This window comes from Listeria grayi, assembly GCF_900638015.1.
GTDB lineage: Bacteria > Bacillota > Bacilli > Lactobacillales > Listeriaceae > Listeria > Listeria grayi.
Genome location: NZ_LR134483.1, coordinates 1,587,177 through 1,605,416 on the forward strand (window position 1 = coordinate 1,587,177; position 18,240 = coordinate 1,605,416).

The following is an 18,240-nucleotide window of genomic DNA, read 5'->3' on the forward strand; positions in this document are numbered from 1 at the left end:
TTCGCTCACCCTTCCTGTATCATCCATTTTTCTAATAAAGCATCATTTAAAATAGCAAGTGCTGCTGTAATCTCTTCTTCCGTTGCCGTGAGTGGCGGCAAAATACGAAGCACATTTGGACCAGCACTCAGCACAAGTAGTCCGTTTTCTCGGCAGGCTGCGATGACTTCATCCGCTGGTCCTGGGAGTTCGATCCCAAGCAAAAAGCCTTTCCCACGGACTTCTGAACCGGGAAGCCCTTTTACTAAAGCCGTCAGTTGTTTTTTAAAATCGGCTGCTTTTATGTTCAATTCTTCCAAAAAGGCTGGCTGATCGATTTCTGTCAAAACTTGCTTGGCAGCAGCAAGCGCTATCTTATTTCCCCCAAAAGTAGAACCGTGACTTCCAGGGCCAAAAGCTTCCGCCAATTTATTTTTTCCTACCATTGCTCCGATTGGAAATCCGTTTGCTAACCCTTTTGCTAATGTAAAAATATCTGGTGAAATAGCGTATTGTTCAAAGGCATATCGCGTTCCGGTGCGACCGATCCCAGTCTGGATCTCATCTACGATCAACAATGCCCCTGTTTCTTCACATTTTGATTGGATCGCTTGTACCCAGGTAGGATCTGCTTCATTTACGCCACCCTCTCCTTGCACCAATTCAATGAAAACTGCCGCCGTATCTTCATCGATCTGTTCAAGAGCACTATTTTCATTGAAGGTAGCAAATTCAAATCCAGGAACGAGTTTGCCAAAGCCTTCTTTGATTTTCGACTGACCTGTCGCACTCATGGAACCAAATGTTCGTCCGTGGAAGGATTGGGTGAAACTGATGATTTTTTCTTTGTGCGTGTATTTGCGTGCTAATTTGATTGCCGCTTCATTCGCCTCAGTCCCACTGTTACAGAAAAAAACTTGATATGCTTCGTTTTGCGCGACCTTCGCAGCAACTTCTTCTTCCAGTGAACTTTCATATAAATTCGATGTATGCCAGATTTTGTTCAACTGCGCTTCTACAACTGTTTTCACCGAATCAGGAACATGACCCAAATTGCAGACAGCGATACCACTTGTAAAATCTAAATACGTTTTGCCTTGGGCGTCTTTGACATTTGTCCCCTTACCTTCTACTAATTCGATCGGATAACGCTTGTAATTCGGAAAGACATTTTTCATGAAACCGTCACCTCGCTTTTAATCGTTGTTCCTGCATTTGCCAAGTGATTGGTGATAATAACTTGCTCTACGCCTCCTTGCAGCGCAGCCTCAGCACTTGCTAGTTTAGGAACCATGCCACCATAAATAGTACCGTCCTCTTTCCACTTTGTAATTGCTTTTGTTGTGATTTCCGCTTGCACTTCTCCGGCTACTTGGACACCAGCGACGTCTGTGAGTAAAAATAACTGCTCGGCATGCATGGCGGTTGCGATTTGACAAGCTGCTATATCTGCATTGATATTCAGCCAGTCAAATGTTTCGGTAATCCCTAGCGGTGCGATGATTGTCACAAAATCAGCGGCTAATAGATGCTCGATCACTTCCGTTTGGACAGCTGTCACTTCTCCTACTAGACCCAATGAGGGGTCTGCGGTTTTCTTAGCAGAAATGATTCCGGAATCCCCAGCATTGAGGCCAACTGCCGGAATATGTTGAGTTTGGAAAGCGGTCATAATAAGCGGCTGTACTTGGCCGATCAACACCATTTTTGTGATCTCCAGTGTTTGTTCATTTGTCACACGAATCCCGTCCTTCGTCTTAATAGGGATCGCCAACCGTTCTAACATACTGGAAATATAATGTCCGCCGCCATGCACAATGATTATTTTCTTGTTTGCTTCTTGCCATGCTTTGATTTGTTCGAAAAATGCCGGCGTCAAATTAGCGCTTGCAACACCGCCGATCTTGATCACAATTATATCTTTCATCCAAGTCAGCTCCTTTTAGGTGTGGTAACACGCATTGATTTTGACATATTCATAACTTAAATCGCAGCCCCAAGCAGTCCCCGAGGCGATGCCGATATGCAAATTGACATCCACGACGATATGTTCCCGGCGTAGATACAGATCTACCTCTGCCTGCGAAAATTCGACGGGTTCACTTTGCTGCAAGATCATCGTATCTCCGATTTTGATGGTAATGTTATCCGGTGTGATCCTGCCGCCTGAATAGCCGATCGCACAAATGATCCTGCCCCAGTTCGCATCTCCACCGAAAATAGCGGTTTTAACCAGACTCGAGGAAACGATTTTTTTCGCGATCATTCGTGCATCTTCTGAATTAGTCGCGCCTTTGACATTGATTTCAATTAGTTTCGTTGCGCCTTCCCCATCTCGCGCGATCTGTTTGGCTAAAAACTCGCAAATCGTGTGAAACATATCTGTAAAAATCTCATAAGCCTCAGTATTCGGAAAAATCTCCGCTGCTCCCGACATACCATTAGCCATGACGATCACCATGTCATTCGTTGATGTGTCGCCATCCACCGTAATTTGATTAAAGGTTTGATCCACTTTTTGCTTCAATAGTTGCTGCAAAAGCAACGGACTGATAGCAGCATCCGTGGTGATGAATGCCAGCATCGTGGCCATGTTCGGGTGAATCATTCCTGAACCTTTGGAAACGCCGGACATCGTGACCTCATTTCCATCAATCACAGCTTTGCAGGTAATTGTTTTTTCAAAGGTATCCGTGGTTAAAATCGCTTGCTGAAACGCTTTGCCATTTTGTACGTTTGTTTCCAGCATTTTAATCCCTGTTGTGATTTTCTCCATCGGTAGTGTTTCACCAATGATTCCGGTAGATGCAACCGCCACGTCCGTTTCTGATAACTGTAACCGTTCGGCAGTCAAACGGCGCATCGTTTTAGCATCTTCTGTGCCTTGTTTCCCTGTACAGGCGTTGGCATTACCACTATTGACGATGATTGCCTGTAACGTTCCATCTTGCTGGATAGATGCTTTCGTCACTGCGATCGGTGCTGCCTGAATGATATTCGTTGTATATACGGCAGCTGCAGAAGCTGGCACTTCGGAAACAATCCAGCCGATATCTTTTCTTTTTCTCTTTAAGCCAGCAAACTTTCCATCTGCATGAAAGCCTTTTGGCGAATCGATTGCTCCCTCGATAATTTCCAAGTTTTTTCCTCCTTATGGATACACTGGAACAAAACCCAATCCTTTAGTTTCTTCCCATCCATTCATTACATTTAAATTCTGGATTGCTTGTCCCGCAGCGCCTTTGATCAGATTATCGATCACTGCCAAGATCACAAGTGTATTTGTTTGTGGATTATACGTGATACCGATATCACAATAATTGGAGCCGACGACTTGTTTGATTGTCGGCAGTTCGCCCGCAGGCATCATTCGGACAAATTCCTTTTTCTCATAAAGGTGCTGATAGTACGCGAAGAGCGCTTCTTCTGTTATCGGCAGCTTGGGCTTCACATATATAGTGGCTACCAGCCCTCTAGTGATTGGTAGCAATGCAGTCGCAAATTGGATGTTTGGAACGGAAGCATCCCATTTGTTGATCTGCTGCATGATCTCCGGAATGTGCTGGTGTTTATTGACCTTATAATAAATGAGGTTGTCATTTACTTCTGAATAATGCGTGAGTGGTGTTGGTGCTTTGCCAGAACCGGAGATCCCAGACTTAGCATCCACAATGATAGAATATGGTTCAATCAGCTGGTGTTGCAAAAGCGGAGCTAAACCTAGCAGAGTAGCTGTCGCATAACAGCCTGGATTTGAAACGAATGTCGCTGCTGGATCGTCACGAAACTCTGTGAGACCATAATCGGCCTGTTGCAAATATAAATCTGCGGCCGGTGCTTTCTGATACCACTGTTGATAAAGTGCTCCTTCTTTCAAACGAAAATCGCCTGATAGATCAATCACTTTCATACCTAATTCGAGAAAAGCTGGCGCCAAGTCTTTGGAAGTCCCGCTTGGTGTTGCTAGAAAAACGAGGTCCACGGTTTGGCTGATTTTTTCAGGGTCGATTCTTTCTAAAGGAGGAAGGTGCTGACCAGCTAAATGAGGATATAGAGAAGTAATCAGCTGATCTGCTGCCGTTGTGCTATGTAGTGAAACGATTTCAACATCGGGATGTTGCTGCAGTAAACGAATCAATTCTAAACCACCATATCCCGTCGCTCCGACAATCGCTACCTTCATTCTGTTTCCCCCTAACATTTATTGGAATATATTCATTATAGTTATGTATAAATATAATGTCAAATGTTTTTTTATTAATTATATATACGATTTAATTGGATTTTATACATATTATTTGTATTTTATATACATTTTATTGTTTTTTCTGAAATTTTAGCGCAAAAAAAAAAGAACATGCAACGCGGTATGTTCTTTTTCCTATTCGGCTAAATGATTATCGGTGGATACTTTCATCTGCTTAGCTACTTTGGAAGTTCCAGTCGCATAATTAAAAACGATCCCCGGTTGGACATTCCAGTTATAGACATTGAAATGGAGAGTTCCTTTACTATCGACTGCTTGAAGCCAATAGCCCCGCGGCATTTTTTCTTGTCCACGAAAGACGGTAACGATTTGATAGATCACTTTATTGCCACGAATCGCTTGGGCATTTCGGACCTTGTTTTCAAAATAAGTCTGCGTATGCTGATTTGAAAATTGCGATTGCGTAGCTAAGTTTTTCGGATTATCGATGCTACCTTGTTCGCCGGTTTTATAATTACCGTCTTGATCAAAATTGAAACTGGATGTATACGCCAGCAAATGACCACGGTTATAGATCGGCATGCCGTCAATCTCCTTTTGGTGCCAACCAGTCGGCTGCCAGATTTGGCGGTCGCGTCCTTTCGATTTACCTAAGTTCTTGCGATCGATAAACGCTGTCACATAGGTTGTCCGGTTCCATTTATCGAGGTTTCCGTAAATCACGCGATTTTCTTTCCACTTGCGGATATCCAAATTGCTTTGCCCATTATTCACTTCTATGTAGGGCGCTTCTCCTGATTGATAATTTTTGCTTGCCAACTTTTTATATACAGTCTGATCCACCGCATTGGAAAGCGGGGCATTATTGGAGCGTGTAATGGTTTGTTTCTGTTTTTGCGGTTGATCAGATAAACCAAGTTCTCCTAAAATATCGATCTTGAAAATTGCTGAAATAGCAATGATCGCGATAATGATCAAACTGATCCACGGTGATTTTCGTTTCATTGTCTCTTTCCTTTCTAAAAAAAGATCAGGCGCTGGACGCTTCGTTCAAAGCGTCTTCCTGCCTGATCATCTTCCTTTTAAAATAAATCGGCAAATTCGGTTTTTGCTTGTTTTTGGCTGCTTTCGACCACAAAGCTTTCCGTTTCTTCTACTGCTTTTTGGATCAGCGGCTCAAAATCAACAAAGCTTTCATATCGCTCGATTTTTTCAAGCTTGGGCTTTGTTTTCGGCGATGGTGGTGTGAAAATGGTGCAACAATCCTCGAATGGCTGTACGGAGAGGTCATACGTATCGATTTGCTTGGCGATCTGGATGATCTCGTTTTTATCCATTGTTACTACAGGGCGAATGATCGGCGTTGCTGTAACCGCATTGATAGCCGTCATGCTCTCTAAGGTTTGGCTTGCTACTTGTCCTAGACTTTCTCCATTAATGATCGCAAGCCCTTGTTCTTTTTGACGGATCTGATCGGTGATCCGGAGCATCATTCGTCTGGTGACTGTCATAATCACACTTTCCGGAATCTGTTGTTTGATCGTTTCTTGAATTTCTGTAAATGGGACCACGTGCATACGGACATCACCGCCGTATTTGCTCAATGTCGCAGCTAGATCCACTGCTTTTTGTTTCGCTTTTTCACTCGTATAGGGCGGACTGTGAAAATGGACAGCTTCCACATCCACGCCGCGTTTCATAGCTAGGTAACCAGCGACCGGACTATCGATCCCACCGGAAAGCATCAGCATTGCTTTGCCAGAGGTTCCAACTGGCAGACCACCTGCTCCTAAAATATGTTTCGCTGAAAGAAAAACACCTTCTTTACGAACATCGATCGTTAACTTGACTACCGGTTGTTTCACATCTACTTTCAAATCAGGAAAAGCATTTAATACATGACCACCGATTGTTTGATTGATTCCATTCGTATCAAGCGGAAAATCACGATAGCTTCTTCTTGCTGCCACTTTGAATGTCCAATTTGGTTCCTGCAGTTCGGTCATCAACACGACCGCCGCTTTCTTCACTTCTTCTACATCTAATTCGGTACGAATAGCCGGACTAAAGGATTGGATCCCGAATATCGGACGCAGACGCGCTTCGATAGCGGTCGGATCTGCTCCATTTAAAATCAAATACATCCGGTCTCTCTCTCCGTAAACTTTTACTTCCGGCATGTCGGAGATCGCTGTTTTCACATTATGCGCTAGTGTTTTGATAAATTGTTTGCGATTTCTTCCTTTGGTCGATAATTCTCCATAACGTATAACGATTCTATCAAATTCCATTATTTCACCACTTTATTTAGATTTTCAATAACTTCTTGCAATGCTTCGATAAAAACCTTTGCCTCGCTCCCTCTATTTTCATACGAGAGGCTTACTCGTACTGCACCTGTTGCCTCGTTATCACTTACACCCATTGCTTTTAAGGTGCTGCTGGCTAACTTTTGTCTGGAAGAGCAGGCACTTGTTGTCGAGATATAAATATCTTTTTTCTCCAGTGCATGCACGATGACTTCGCCACGCTGTTTGCCTGCTACCGTAAAGCATAAAATATGCGGTGCTGCATTTTCAGCAGGTGTATGGATAGTAATAGCTGGGATATCAGTGAGTTGCTCGCGCAGATACTTGTTTACTTCACGCAGATCGCTAGCCTTTGCTTTTTCCTCATCAAAAGCAAGTCGCAATGCTTTCGCAAAAGCCACTGCGCCAGCCACATTACTCGTGCCACTGCGTAAGCCATTTTCTTGCCCGCCCCCCAGCATTTCTGGATGTAGACTAACTTTTTCGTGCTTATATAAAATCCCGATTCCGCGCGGCGCATGAATCTTATGCCCGGAAATCGATAAAAGATCGATATGCGCGTCTTCTATGTCTAGTGGCACCTTGGCGATTCCTTGGACATTGTCGACATGAAACTTGATTTGCTCATACTTTTCTAGTATTTCTCCAATAGCTTGAATCGGCTGAATGCTACCGACTTCGTTATTCACATACATAATCGATACCAAGATCGTTTCCGGCGTGATCGCTGTTTTTACATCGCTTGGCGAAACGCGTCCGTCCTTATCTACTGGCAAATAAGTGACTTGAAAACCTTCCGTTTCCAGCTCCTGCATCACTTCCCGCACAGAAGGGTGCTCGATGCTCGAGGTGATGATGTGGTTTCCTCTGGCACGATACGCTCGTGCTATTCCCTTGATCGCCAGGTTATTGCTCTCTGTCCCGCCCGAAGTAAAAATGATTTCTGCTGGTTTCACAGCAAGCATACTAGCGATCTGTTTGCGCGCTTCCGTCAGCAACTCATCCACTTTCCCGCCTAGGCGGTGCAATGAACTTGGGTTTGCGAAATAATGCTGCGCCACTTTTGTATATGTTTCTAAAACCGCATCTTTGGGTTTAGTTGTCGCACTATTATCAAAATAAATCATTGTTTTCCCCGCTTCCGAATTTATACCATATATATTTTATCACATCTGTCAAGACATAAAAACTGGCTATGCTCGGGGGCATAGCCAGTTCGATCAGTTATCTTGTTCCGTATATTTCTTTTCGATTTTCTTAAAGGCGCCACTTTCGACTTTCTCTAAAGCCGTAACGGCGATTTCCAAAGCTTTTTTATATTGGAAATCTTCGTAGAAATGATATTCTGCCCCTGAAAGACTTTCTGCTAATTCCGGATTGGATAAACGGTAACGATTCGCATATTGGATAACGTGTTCGACCAACTGCACGTTTTCGATCATTTCTTCTGTCTTTTCTGTAAGGTGTCTGAGATCCTCTTCCGCCACTTGCCAATGCTGCGAAACTGTTTTCATGTTCAATGGTTTCGCTTCTAAAGCAGCTTCCAGGTTGTCGATGGATTCGCCTAAGTGCAGGCGCCACTGAACGTAATCTTCTGGGAGTCCCGGCAGTCTTTCACGTTCGATCTTGCGGTCCAGCCCGATGACTGTTCTGCGCATCGCGCTTGCAGCATCGCGGGCTTCTAATTCGTCTTTGCGGAGCGAACGTAATTCTCCGGTAAATTCATCTTGCTCCAATGTAATTTCATTTAGAGCGATCTCGATCTCTTTGAATGTATCTTGCGCTGCAGAAAAAGCGATCTCGTTGCTTTGCAATAAGGTAATTACTTGCTCGTAGGATTCACTTTGTTTTTCTAACTTCTCGCTCGTTTTCAAATACGTGGCTAGTTCGTCTTCTCCTACATGATACGTTTGTTTGACTTCTTCGATTTGGACGGCGACGGAATCAGCAACTTGAATAAGATTGGTGATTTTTTCGCCGATCACAGAACGATTATCTTTCACAAATCGTTTGGCTGTTACTTCTTTTTCCAATTCATCGTAGAACAGATCCAACTCTTTATGTAAAGCTACAACGCCTTCTTCTGCTGCTTCCAAATCCAAATTTTGAATCGTCGCACGGAGTTTTTCTAGTTGCTCCCGCATCCGGCTCGTTTCGCTTGGAATCTCTAAATGCGCTAAGTAAAAGCCATCTCTTACCATTTCTTCATGACCTTCGTTCAACTTGCCGATATCATCCGGAAGCGCAACTTCTGTTTCATGAAGCAGATTCGGGATTTTTTCCATTTCGACTTCGACTTGCTGTAGTTCCACTTGGACATGCTTGACTTTTTCGCGAGCTTCCAAATGGTCCCCTTGATCAGTCAAGTGGTCGTATTCATTTAATTCAAGTGCTAATTGATCCAGCTTTTGTTCGATCTCCGCACGCGTATTGCCGAGTTTGAAACCACGTGTCAAGACTTCTCGTCTTAAACCGGCAAATTTTTCTTTGGTCGTGCGGCTCTCTTCCGCATTTTTTTCTTCACTTTGAAGCAACTCATGTAAGCCGGCTAAAATGGAATCCATTTGTTTTTCGATTACAGCGAGCATTTGTTCAATATCGTTTTCCACATTCGTCGCTGCTCGGAATTGGTATTTATCGACATGCATTTCTGCTTCCATAAAAGTCTCTTCTAAGTCAGGGAATAATTTACTCGCGATCTCATCCCAAGATTCCCGCCATGATTCAAATAGTTCTTCTGTTTGACCTGTTAGTTTCAGCTTTTTCACTTTTCCAAGTTCATCGATCACCGGCCGGTCGTATAAAGTGATTTTCTTCGTTTCCAATTCATTGATTTGTTGATAATGTCTCTTTTTTAATAAGTAACCGCTCACTAAAATAGCAATGACGATTACGACGAATGCAAGCAATATATATATGAACATTCTATATCCTCCTATCAGATTCACTACTGAAAGAAAAAGCCGTTTCGTTGCTTTTGCTCTATGTACGTTTTGATTTCGATTCTATTCCTATAAACAGGATACACAATTATTATTTTAACACGATTTTCACAGAATTACTTCTCTTATTTGAAAAAAAGAACGCTTTTTTCAAAATATAAGCATGTTTATAACCAAGCGAAAGTGAATGTGCTATACTTATACGTATTATAATACTCAGACTGTAGAAGATGGAGGGATCGTCCATGATCGAAATCGCAAAATACAATGGCTCCAAAGAAGAAAATTACTCGCTTTGTGCGAAACAAATAAAAGCAATGATCGACGGAGAAACCAGTTTGATCGCTAATCTCAGCAATGTTTCTGCACTCCTCAATCAAGCTTTAGAAAATATCAATTGGGTCGGCTTTTATTTATATGAAGAAAGTAGCGATCAATTAGTATTAGGACCGTTTCAAGGCTTACCTGCCTGCATTCGAATCCCACTAGGAAAAGGTGTCTGCGGATCTGCTGCGGCAGAGCAATCCACGTATCTGGTTGAAGATGTCAATGCTTTTCCTGGACATATCGCGTGCGACGCTGCTTCCAGATCCGAGATCGTCGTGCCGATCACGATCGAAGACGAACTGATCGGTGTTTTGGACATCGACAGCCCAGAAGTTGGACGCTTTGATGAAGTGGATCAAAAATGGTTGGAACAGATTCGCGATATTATTGTGGATAATCAGCTATGAAATAAAAAGCAACGCGCTTTTCGGATAATCTGAGACCTATCGAATCGATAGGTCTTTTTTTATTGCCTTCTCACCATCACATAATCATCCATCACATAGCCCTTACCGATCTCTGCAACCACAGCCTCTTCTTTCTCAAAACCGATATGCTCGTAAACTTGGATCGCAACGGTGTTATATTTATTAACGGTCAGACGAATGATGGACTGATCACTCACTTCCGCAAATAATCGTTTTGCGATTCCTTGCTTTTGTCTGTCCGGATCGACATATAATTTACTGATGAAAACTTCTGCTTCTTTTTGCTGGAAAGCTAAGTAGCCAACTAACTGATCTTCTATGTAGGCCAGTCGATAGTCATATATGCTCGCTTCGATGCTTTCCCAGACCACCGCAGCGGATTGGAACTTATCCAGCATATAGTCGACCTGGGCTTTGCCGATGATCGGGATATAGGTATGCTCCCACACTTTTTTTGCTAGAACTGCGATTGTATTGGCCTCTTCTCTCGTAGTTGCTTGTTTTATTCTTATCACCTTGCATCTCTCCTTTGCTATCCTAGTTTAGCATGAAAAAACAGCTCCTCACAACTCCCAGTTGACAAAAGAGCCTAAACTATATTATACTGAAATTTGTGTAAAACGCAGCATGAGTAAAAAATAAGTAAGTTGTTTATCCCCAGAATTTTCTGTGGTATATTGTGTAACCAGCGGCTGCAAAGGTGAAGGTATATGAAGATAAACTGCCCTTATTTGGTTGCTTGTCTTGTTTGTTTTTATACTAAAAACAAATTAAAGGAGGAGTCTTCTAATGGCTCGTTATACTGGTCCAAGCTGGAAAGTTTCTCGTCGTCTAGGCATTTCACTTTCTGGTACTGGTAAAGAATTAGAGCGTCGTCCGTACGCTCCGGGACAACATGGTCCTAACCAACGCAAAAAATTATCTGAATATGGTTTGCAACAAGCAGAAAAACAAAAACTTCGTCACATGTATGGTTTGACTGAACGTCAATTCAAAAATACATTTGATAAAGCTGGTAAATTACCAGGTAAACAAGGTGAAAACTTCATGATCCTTTTGGAACAACGCCTTGATAACGTTGTTTATCGTTTTGGTCTTGCTCGCACTCGTCGTGCAGCTCGTCAACTTGTTAACCATGGTCACATTCAAGTAGATGGCAAACGTGTAGATATCCCTTCTTACCAAGTTTCTGTTGGTCAAGTGATCACTGTTCGTGAAAAATCTGCTAAAAACTCTTCTATCGCAGAAAGCTTAGATGTATCTAATTTCGTTCCGGAATATGTTACTTTCGACGCTGAAAAATTAGAAGGTTCATTAAACCGCTTGCCAGAACGTTCTGAGCTTGCAGCTGAAATCAACGAAGCATTCATCGTTGAATTCTACAGCCGTTAATCTCGAAATAGCGGCAATCGAAAAAGAACTCTTAAACTTTTGTTTAAGAGTTCTTTTTTTATCCAATCAACTGTCGGTAGATCTCCCTTGCTTTTAGCTTCGATACATATCCCCGCTTCGTGAAACAATCATAATCATTATTCCGCACGCTGTTCAAGATTTCATTATAGCTTCTAGCAGCGAACAAAACACTGACTTCGACGGTTTGCTCTAAATTATATCTTTCCCTCTCAAAAAACGCATAACGCTGATCTGCTTCCTCTGCTAAATGTTCCCATAACGCTACAAAGTTCCCATTGATCTCCTGCGCTGCGATTTCAGCCTCGGAATAACCAAAGCGTGTCATGATACTTTTCGGCAAGTAGATCCGCTTGTATTGCTGATAATCTTCGCCGATGTCTCTCAATATATTGGTGATCTGCATGGCTATTCCGAGCTCGACACACGCCTTTCTCCATACCTGCTGATCCTGCACAGAAATGATGGGCAGCAAGATCAAACCCAGATTTCCAGCTACAAAATAACAATATTCCAAAAATCGTTCCATATCAGATGGCTGTTCAAAATCCAGATCCATGCGTTGACCAACGATTTGTTCTTGCAATAGGTCAACGTCGATCCGATATGCAGAAATCGTAGCATCAAGTGCCTGCACACCAGCAATCTCTGTATAAGCTGCTCGATTCTTCAAGATGTTTTCCCACATCAATAAACGCGCTTTCTTTTCGGCTATTGTCAGTTCCGCATCATCTGTAATATCGTCGATTTTTCGACAAAATGTATAAATGGCAAAAACCGCATTCGCTTTTTCTGTATCCATTTTTGAAAAGGCACGGTAAAAGTTCGTCGAATTCGTTTTAATGACTTTGCGGCAGTAATCGAAGTCGGCTTTTAATTCTTTACTCATCTTCTCTCTCCTTCATCTGCGATTATGGCTTCTGCGGCTAATTTCGCTGATGTCATCACGATTGGCACTCCGGCACCTGGATGCGTACTACTGCCAGCGTGATAGAGGTTTTTGATGTGTTTATCCTTGCTTTGCGGTCGCAAATGATTGCTTTGTTTAAGCGTTGGCTTCAAACCGAAGCAAGCTCCATTATAAGCATGGAATTTATCGCGAAAGTCGAGCGGTGTCGTGTACATCTCCAGCTCGATATCCGCTTCGATAGTAGCAAAGCCGTCTACCTTTTTAAGCGCGGTCATGACTTTATCTCGATAAAACTTCGTATCTGCTTCCGTCCAGTCTTGTTTATCTAGCGAAGGAACCGGCACCAAAACATACATACCTTCCTTTCCTTCTGGCGCTAATTCTGCGTCTAACATAGAAGCTAAGTAAACATAAAAAGATGGATCTTCGGCACGCTCCCCTGCAAAAATGGCTTCGAGATTTGTTTTCAGGTCTTCAGCAAAGAAAAAATTATGTACATTCAATGTGGAGACTTTATGCGACAACCCTAGATAAATAACGAAACAGGAACAGGAATATTCATACTTATCTACCTGCTTTTGTCTTTTTTGATTTTCAGCTGCCGTTGTGTTGAGCAGATGTTTCATTGTGTAAGGATAATCTGCATTACTAAGCACGACATCGCTTGCAATAACGCTACCGTTCACGCGGATTCCTTTCGCAACCTTATTTTCCACGATGATTTCCTCGACATTTGCCTCACAATGGAGTTCGCCGCCTAACTTCTGATAAACAGCTACTAGACTTTCCACTAAGGTATACATGCCACCTTTGATAAACCAAATGCCATATAGCAATTCGATCATCGGGATCATGGTATAAATCGATGGTCCTTGGTAAGGAGAGATCCCGATGTATAGCGTTTGGAAACTCAACATATTGCGAATCCGTTCATTTTTCACGTATTTCCCAATCGACTTTTCCGCAGTATCAAAAGTTTTTAATTTGAGTCCTTGACGAATCGTATTCGGATTATAAAAGTCGCTAAAGCGATTGAAGGATTTTAGAATAAAGTGATTCTTCGCTGTCAAATAACGTTTATAAATATTTTGCAGATACTGCAGAAAGCCTTGCGCATCCTCTTCGCTGATTCCTTCCAGCATTTTCATCAGCTCGCTCAGTTCCGAGGAAACGCCATATTTCTCCTCATACTGTTCCCCAAAGAAAACGGTATACATCGGATTTAAAGGCTGCATGTCTAAATATAGCTCCGGATCTTCCCCTGCCATTGTAAAAACTTCGCGGTAGATATCCGGCATCATTACGATCGTTGGGCCCAGATCAAAAGTAAAACCATTCTTTTTGATTTGATTCATTTTCCCGCCCGGTTTATCATTCTTTTCATAAATCGTCACTTGATAGCCTTGCTTCTGCAATCGGATCCCGGCACACAAACCAGCCACGCCAGCCCCGATAATTGTCACTTTCGTCATTTCCTGCTCCTTCATTTTATCAATTTGTAAGCACACCATCTTTCATTCGTACTACACGGTCACAGTAACTTAAAAGACGTTCATCATGCGTTACCATAATGATCCCCTTGCGTGTTCGCTTACATTCTTTTGCCAATATCCGCATAACATCAAAAGCACGTTCGGAATCAAGACTCGCTGTCGGCTCATCTGCCAAAATAATTTGCGGATCGTGGTACAAAGCGATCGCGATCGCGACCCGCTGTTGTTCTCCACCAGATAATTCTTGAGGGAATTTGTCCATTAACTCTTTTATACCCAAAGATTCCAGTAATTCCACATATTTTGTCGATTTATTTTTGTTAATTTTATTAATTAGTTCAAATTGCTTTTTCACTGTCAAAAAAGGAACTAAATTTGTGTTTTGCAGGATAAAGCCAATCTCATGGAAACGCAGCTGAACCAGTTCTTTTTTTGAAAGTTGGTGGAGCGGCTGATCACCGACTTGGACCACTCCTTCTGAAGGCATCTGCAAACCTGCCGCCAATGTCAAAAAAGTGCTTTTCCCAGAACCAGACGGTCCAATCACCGCAACCAATTCATTTTCTTCCATTGTAAAGTTGATATGCTTGGCTGCGGTCACTTGCGTATGACCCGTTCCAAATGATTTCGTCACATCTTGCATTGTCAATATTGCTGTCATTTCTGTCAACCTCCTATCGCTACTAAAGGATTTATTTTCACAATCGTCCGAATCGATACCAGACTGCCAACAACAGAAACAAGCAGTATCAATCCCATATCACTCAGCAATTTCAAATAGTCTAAGCGGAAGGGCAGTGTATCTGGCATGACAAGTGAAATTCCGACCGTAAGTATAAAGCCGATCACAATACCGATCATAGCAAGGACAAATGTTTGCGCCACGACCGAACGTGCTAGATAAGCGGTTGGAATCCCCTGTACTTTCAAGACCCCAAAAATCGCTTGCTTCTGCAAGGTCATGATATAAATAAAAATACCGATTACAAAAGAGGCAATCACGATCAGAAAATAATTCATCGTTTGCAGCGTCAGATTTTGGGCTTGATAGCCGGGTAAGTTTTCAATAAACGTATTGGCCGGCAATAATTCCGTATTGGCGGCTTTGACTTTCACTTTAGAAATATCCGCTGCACGGATCAATAATCCATTGACCATGTTCGTATTTGGCCCAGCAGATTTGATTCCCTGGACAGAGGTCATGGAACTATAGGCTACCGGTGCCAAATTCAGTGAACTGTCCGCAAATGCGCCAACGATCTTCCATTTTTCCTTATCGGCGCCTACTTTCACCTTGTCTCCTACCCGATATCCCTTTTTAAGGACACCATCAGAAACAATGATTTCTTTCTTATGCTGAAATAGTTTTCCTTTTGTTAGTTTTGGTGTTATAAAAGCATTCTTTTCAATCCCCAACAAATTGATGTTTAATTGCGCTTCATCCGTTCCTTGAATAACTGCAGAAGTCTGACTTACAGGTGTTACTGCTTTAGCATGGTTAACTTTATCTGCAATACCTGCTTTCAAAGCGGAACCTGTCAAATTTTTATTGGCTTCCTTCGAAAGAACGACTCCCTCGATTTTCCATTGATCCACTGCCATTCGATTTCCTTCCGCTAGTCCATTTGCCAGACCGTTGATCGTAAAAATCAGCCAGCCGATCAATCCGATCACCGCTATGATCAGTAGATATTTAAATTTTGTATAGCGCATCTCATTGATCCCTAAAAACATACTATCCCTCCTCGCTAAAACTTTATCACTTATCGTTCGATAAATAAAATGAATAAGAAAAAACCAATTAGTACAATTGGTTTTTTCTTTGGCTCCTGACAAGTTTTTACATAATCCCATGAAGAAGAAGATCGATTGTCAGCTCCACTTGCTTGTTGACCGTTTCTTGCGGTAATTCTTTCATATTGAGCAAATAACTGATATTGGTAAGTACAAAACTAGCAGCTTGGGCGGCCGTGACGCCAGAACGAAGCGACTCATTTTCAAAAATAAGCTGAAATGGACGACTATACGTTTGCTGAAATAAAGTAAACATATCCATTTTTGCTTTTTCATCCAATTCATTGTTGATATCATGAATCATCATTGTTAAATTTGCTGGATGGGTGGCAAGCAAGAAGTGGATCATGCGGGACAGCAGTTCTTGCGCTGTTCCTTTTTCAGCCGCCATTTCTTGTAACGTCTGACTGACCGAACTCGTCAACGTCTCAATAACAGCTAGATAGATAGTGACTTTATTCTTAAAGTGGTGGTATAAATTAGGCTGCGTGATTCCACACTGCTTCGCGATCTCACGTGTAGACGTTGCTTTAAACCCATTTTTCATAAATAGATCCGTCGCTACTGTTAAGATTTTTTCATGCGTCAGTTTCCATTCTGCTTTTCGATCCATCTGCTTCCCTCCTCTGCCTTTTTCTCACCCAGCAAATTCACTCTTTATTAATATTGAATCAAAAAATATTTTTTCTTTCCTTTACGGATGATCAAGTATTTATCCTCAATGCGATCGCTACTACTGATAACCTTTTCCAAGTCTTGACAACGTTCGCCATTCAAGTAAATGGCACCGTTGGAGATATCTTCGCGTGATTGGCGTTTGGAAGGTTCTATTCCGCTTTCTACTAGCCAATCCACTAATTTAGCATCTTCTTTGGTAGCTTGGATGGTCGGAACATCTTTGAAGCCTTGTTCGATTTCTTCCGCGGTCAGCGAAGCGATATCCCCACTGAATAAAGCGTTTGAAATCTTGATAGCTTGGTTTAGATCCTCTTCACTATGAACAAATGTAGTGATCTCTGCAGCCAATTTTTTTTGTGCTTCTCGCAAATGCGGTGCTTCTATCATTTTTTGTTCTAACTCGGCAATTTCTTCTTGCGATAAGAAAGTAAAGTATTTTAAGTATTTAACGACATCGCGGTCGTCCGTGTTGATCCAAAATTGGTAAAACTCATACGGCGTTGTTTTTTCGCGGTTGATCCAAATAGCACCGCCTTCTGTTTTCCCAAATTTTGTACCATCTGCTTTTGTTAATAACGGGATCGTTAAGCCGAACGCTTTCGCTTTGTCGCCTTCTTTTTTACGGATCAAGTCGAGTCCGGCTGTGATATTGCCCCACTGGTCGCTTCCACCGATCTGCAGGCGACAGTCTTCGTGTTGGTATAAATGTAAGAAGTCCATTGCTTGTAAAATTTGGTAGCTGAATTCCGTAAAGCTGATTCCGTTTTGGAGTCTGGAAGCAACAACATCTTTAGAAAGCATGATATTCACGTTGAATTCTTTCCCAAAATCTCTTAAAAAGTCTAGAATCGATAATTCTTTGGTCCAATCATAATTGTTGACCATTTTCGCCGCATGCGCACCTTCAAAGTCAAAAATTTGACCCAGCTGACTACGCAGACCTTCCACGTTTTTTTGAATCTGTTCAATGCTTTGCAATTGACGCTCTTCTTTTTTACCGCTTGGATCCCCAATAGTCCCCGTTGCCCCGCCGACTAACACGATCGGTGTATGTCCAGCTTTTTGGAAGCGGCGCAAGATCATAAACGGAATCAAGTGACCAATATGCATAGAATCACCGGAAGGATCGATTCCGCAATATAGCGCGATCGATTCTTTTTCTACTAATTCCTTCAAGCCTTCCTCGTCTGTTTGTTGGTAAACGGCTCCGCGCCATTTTAGTTCTTCAATGATATTCATTTTTTTCCTCCTTGGTTGGTGTGTTTTGAAATGCGATGAAGTGGACTTATCTTTTGATGGCTCAACCTCTCGCTTTGCTCGATCTTGTATTGCAACTGTAACCGCCTCTCGGCGGAACAGTTCTTCATGGATCAACCTCTCGCTTTGCTCGATCTTGTATTGCAACTGTAACCGCCTCTCGGCGGAACAGTTCTCGATGGATCAACCTCTCGCTTTGCTCGATCTTGTATTGCAACTGTAACCGCCTCTCGGCGGAACAGTTCTTCATGGATCAACCTCTCGCTCTGCTCGATCTTGTATTGCAACTGTAACCGCCTCTCGGCGGAACAGTTCTTCATGGATCAACCTCTCGCTCTGCTCGATCTTGTATTGCAACTGTAACTGCCTCTCGGCGGAACAGTTGCAATAAAAAACGTCCCCTCGTCAATGACGAAGGGACGTTGGATACGCGGTACCACCCTTGTTGGAAACTTGGTTCGAAGTTTCCCACTTGATAAGATAACGATTTTTCACCGTTCACGCCA

Annotated in this window: 17 protein-coding genes and 1 other annotated feature (1 of these 18 cut by a window edge); of the genes, 2 read left to right on the top strand and 15 right to left on the bottom strand. The window is 42.5% G+C overall.

What is annotated here, in order from left to right:
- Window positions 1-5: 5 nt before the first annotated feature.
- The 8 genes from EL241_RS07695 to EL241_RS07730 all read right to left on the bottom strand — a co-directional run bounded on the left by EL241_RS07695 (window position 6) and on the right by EL241_RS07730 (window position 9,419).
- Window positions 6-1,157: an acetylornithine transaminase gene (locus tag EL241_RS07695; RefSeq protein ID WP_036103849.1), complete on the bottom strand. Its 1,152-nt coding sequence runs from the start codon at window positions 1,155-1,157 to the stop codon at window positions 6-8.
- Window positions 1,154-1,906, bottom strand: coding sequence for an acetylglutamate kinase (gene argB, locus EL241_RS07700; RefSeq protein ID WP_003755547.1), 753 nt, complete (start codon window positions 1,904-1,906; stop codon window positions 1,154-1,156). The genes EL241_RS07695 and argB overlap by 4 nt, the downstream gene beginning before the upstream one ends.
- Window positions 1,907-1,921: 15 nt before the next feature.
- Window positions 1,922-3,118, bottom strand: coding sequence for a bifunctional glutamate N-acetyltransferase/amino-acid acetyltransferase ArgJ (gene argJ, locus EL241_RS07705; protein ID WP_003755545.1), 1,197 nt, complete (start codon window positions 3,116-3,118; stop codon window positions 1,922-1,924).
- A gap of 12 nt (window positions 3,119-3,130) precedes the next feature.
- Entirely contained in the window at window positions 3,131-4,162 is a 1,032-nt protein-coding gene (argC, locus tag EL241_RS07710) for an N-acetyl-gamma-glutamyl-phosphate reductase (protein WP_126320473.1), read from the bottom strand.
- 198 nt (window positions 4,163-4,360) lie between these two features.
- A complete protein-coding gene (locus EL241_RS07715; RefSeq protein WP_003755540.1) occupies window positions 4,361-5,191 on the bottom strand; it encodes a DNA/RNA non-specific endonuclease in 831 nt (276 codons plus the stop codon).
- A 77-nt stretch (window positions 5,192-5,268) separates the two neighbouring features.
- The gene (gene thiI / locus EL241_RS07720; protein WP_003755538.1) at window positions 5,269-6,477 is read right to left on the bottom strand and encodes a tRNA uracil 4-sulfurtransferase ThiI; all 1,209 of its coding nucleotides are present in this window, start codon (window positions 6,475-6,477) and stop codon (window positions 5,269-5,271) included.
- Window positions 6,477-7,622, bottom strand: a complete 1,146-nt coding sequence (locus EL241_RS07725) for a cysteine desulfurase family protein (protein ID WP_036103843.1) — start codon at window positions 7,620-7,622, stop codon at window positions 6,477-6,479. The genes thiI and EL241_RS07725 overlap by 1 nt, the downstream gene beginning before the upstream one ends.
- 93 nt (window positions 7,623-7,715) lie before the next feature.
- Window positions 7,716-9,419: a septation ring formation regulator EzrA gene (locus tag EL241_RS07730; RefSeq protein ID WP_003755534.1), complete on the bottom strand. Its 1,704-nt coding sequence runs from the start codon at window positions 9,417-9,419 to the stop codon at window positions 7,716-7,718.
- Window positions 9,420-9,682: 263 nt separating this feature from the next.
- Here EL241_RS07730 and EL241_RS07735 point away from each other — a divergent pair, with 263 nt between their 5' ends.
- The gene (locus tag EL241_RS07735; protein WP_036103840.1) at window positions 9,683-10,171 is read left to right on the top strand and encodes a free L-methionine (R)-S-oxide reductase MsrC; all 489 of its coding nucleotides are present in this window, start codon (window positions 9,683-9,685) and stop codon (window positions 10,169-10,171) included.
- A 59-nt stretch (window positions 10,172-10,230) separates the two neighbouring features.
- Here EL241_RS07735 and EL241_RS07740 read toward each other — a convergent pair whose 3' ends face one another.
- Complete coding sequence (locus EL241_RS07740) at window positions 10,231-10,707, bottom strand: GNAT family N-acetyltransferase (protein WP_126320474.1); 477 nt, start codon at window positions 10,705-10,707, stop codon at window positions 10,231-10,233.
- Window positions 10,708-10,981: 274 nt separating this feature from the next.
- Here EL241_RS07740 and rpsD point away from each other — a divergent pair, with 274 nt between their 5' ends.
- Window positions 10,982-11,584 (top strand): 30S ribosomal protein S4, encoded by a 603-nt coding sequence (gene rpsD / locus EL241_RS07745; protein WP_003755529.1) that lies wholly within the window; start codon window positions 10,982-10,984, stop codon window positions 11,582-11,584.
- A gap of 58 nt (window positions 11,585-11,642) precedes the next feature.
- Here rpsD and EL241_RS07750 read toward each other — a convergent pair whose 3' ends face one another.
- The 6 genes from EL241_RS07750 to tyrS all read right to left on the bottom strand — a co-directional run bounded on the left by EL241_RS07750 (window position 11,643) and on the right by tyrS (window position 17,716).
- Complete coding sequence (locus EL241_RS07750; RefSeq protein ID WP_036103837.1) at window positions 11,643-12,491, bottom strand: phytoene/squalene synthase family protein; 849 nt, start codon at window positions 12,489-12,491, stop codon at window positions 11,643-11,645.
- Window positions 12,488-13,984, bottom strand: coding sequence for a phytoene desaturase family protein (locus EL241_RS07755; RefSeq protein WP_036103833.1), 1,497 nt, complete (start codon window positions 13,982-13,984; stop codon window positions 12,488-12,490). The genes EL241_RS07750 and EL241_RS07755 overlap by 4 nt, the downstream gene beginning before the upstream one ends.
- A gap of 19 nt (window positions 13,985-14,003) precedes the next feature.
- Complete coding sequence (locus EL241_RS07760; protein ID WP_003755522.1) at window positions 14,004-14,666, bottom strand: ABC transporter ATP-binding protein; 663 nt, start codon at window positions 14,664-14,666, stop codon at window positions 14,004-14,006.
- A gap of 5 nt (window positions 14,667-14,671) precedes the next feature.
- Window positions 14,672-15,739: an ABC transporter permease gene (locus tag EL241_RS07765; protein WP_036103820.1), complete on the bottom strand. Its 1,068-nt coding sequence runs from the start codon at window positions 15,737-15,739 to the stop codon at window positions 14,672-14,674.
- A gap of 106 nt (window positions 15,740-15,845) precedes the next feature.
- Window positions 15,846-16,412, bottom strand: coding sequence for a TetR/AcrR family transcriptional regulator (locus EL241_RS07770; protein ID WP_036103818.1), 567 nt, complete (start codon window positions 16,410-16,412; stop codon window positions 15,846-15,848).
- Window positions 16,413-16,459: 47 nt separating this feature from the next.
- Window positions 16,460-17,716 (bottom strand): tyrosine--tRNA ligase, encoded by a 1,257-nt coding sequence (gene tyrS, locus EL241_RS07775; protein ID WP_126320475.1) that lies wholly within the window; start codon window positions 17,714-17,716, stop codon window positions 16,460-16,462.
- A 430-nt stretch (window positions 17,717-18,146) separates the two neighbouring features.
- Window positions 18,147-18,240: a binding site (T-box leader), on the bottom strand; it runs 118 nt beyond the window's last position.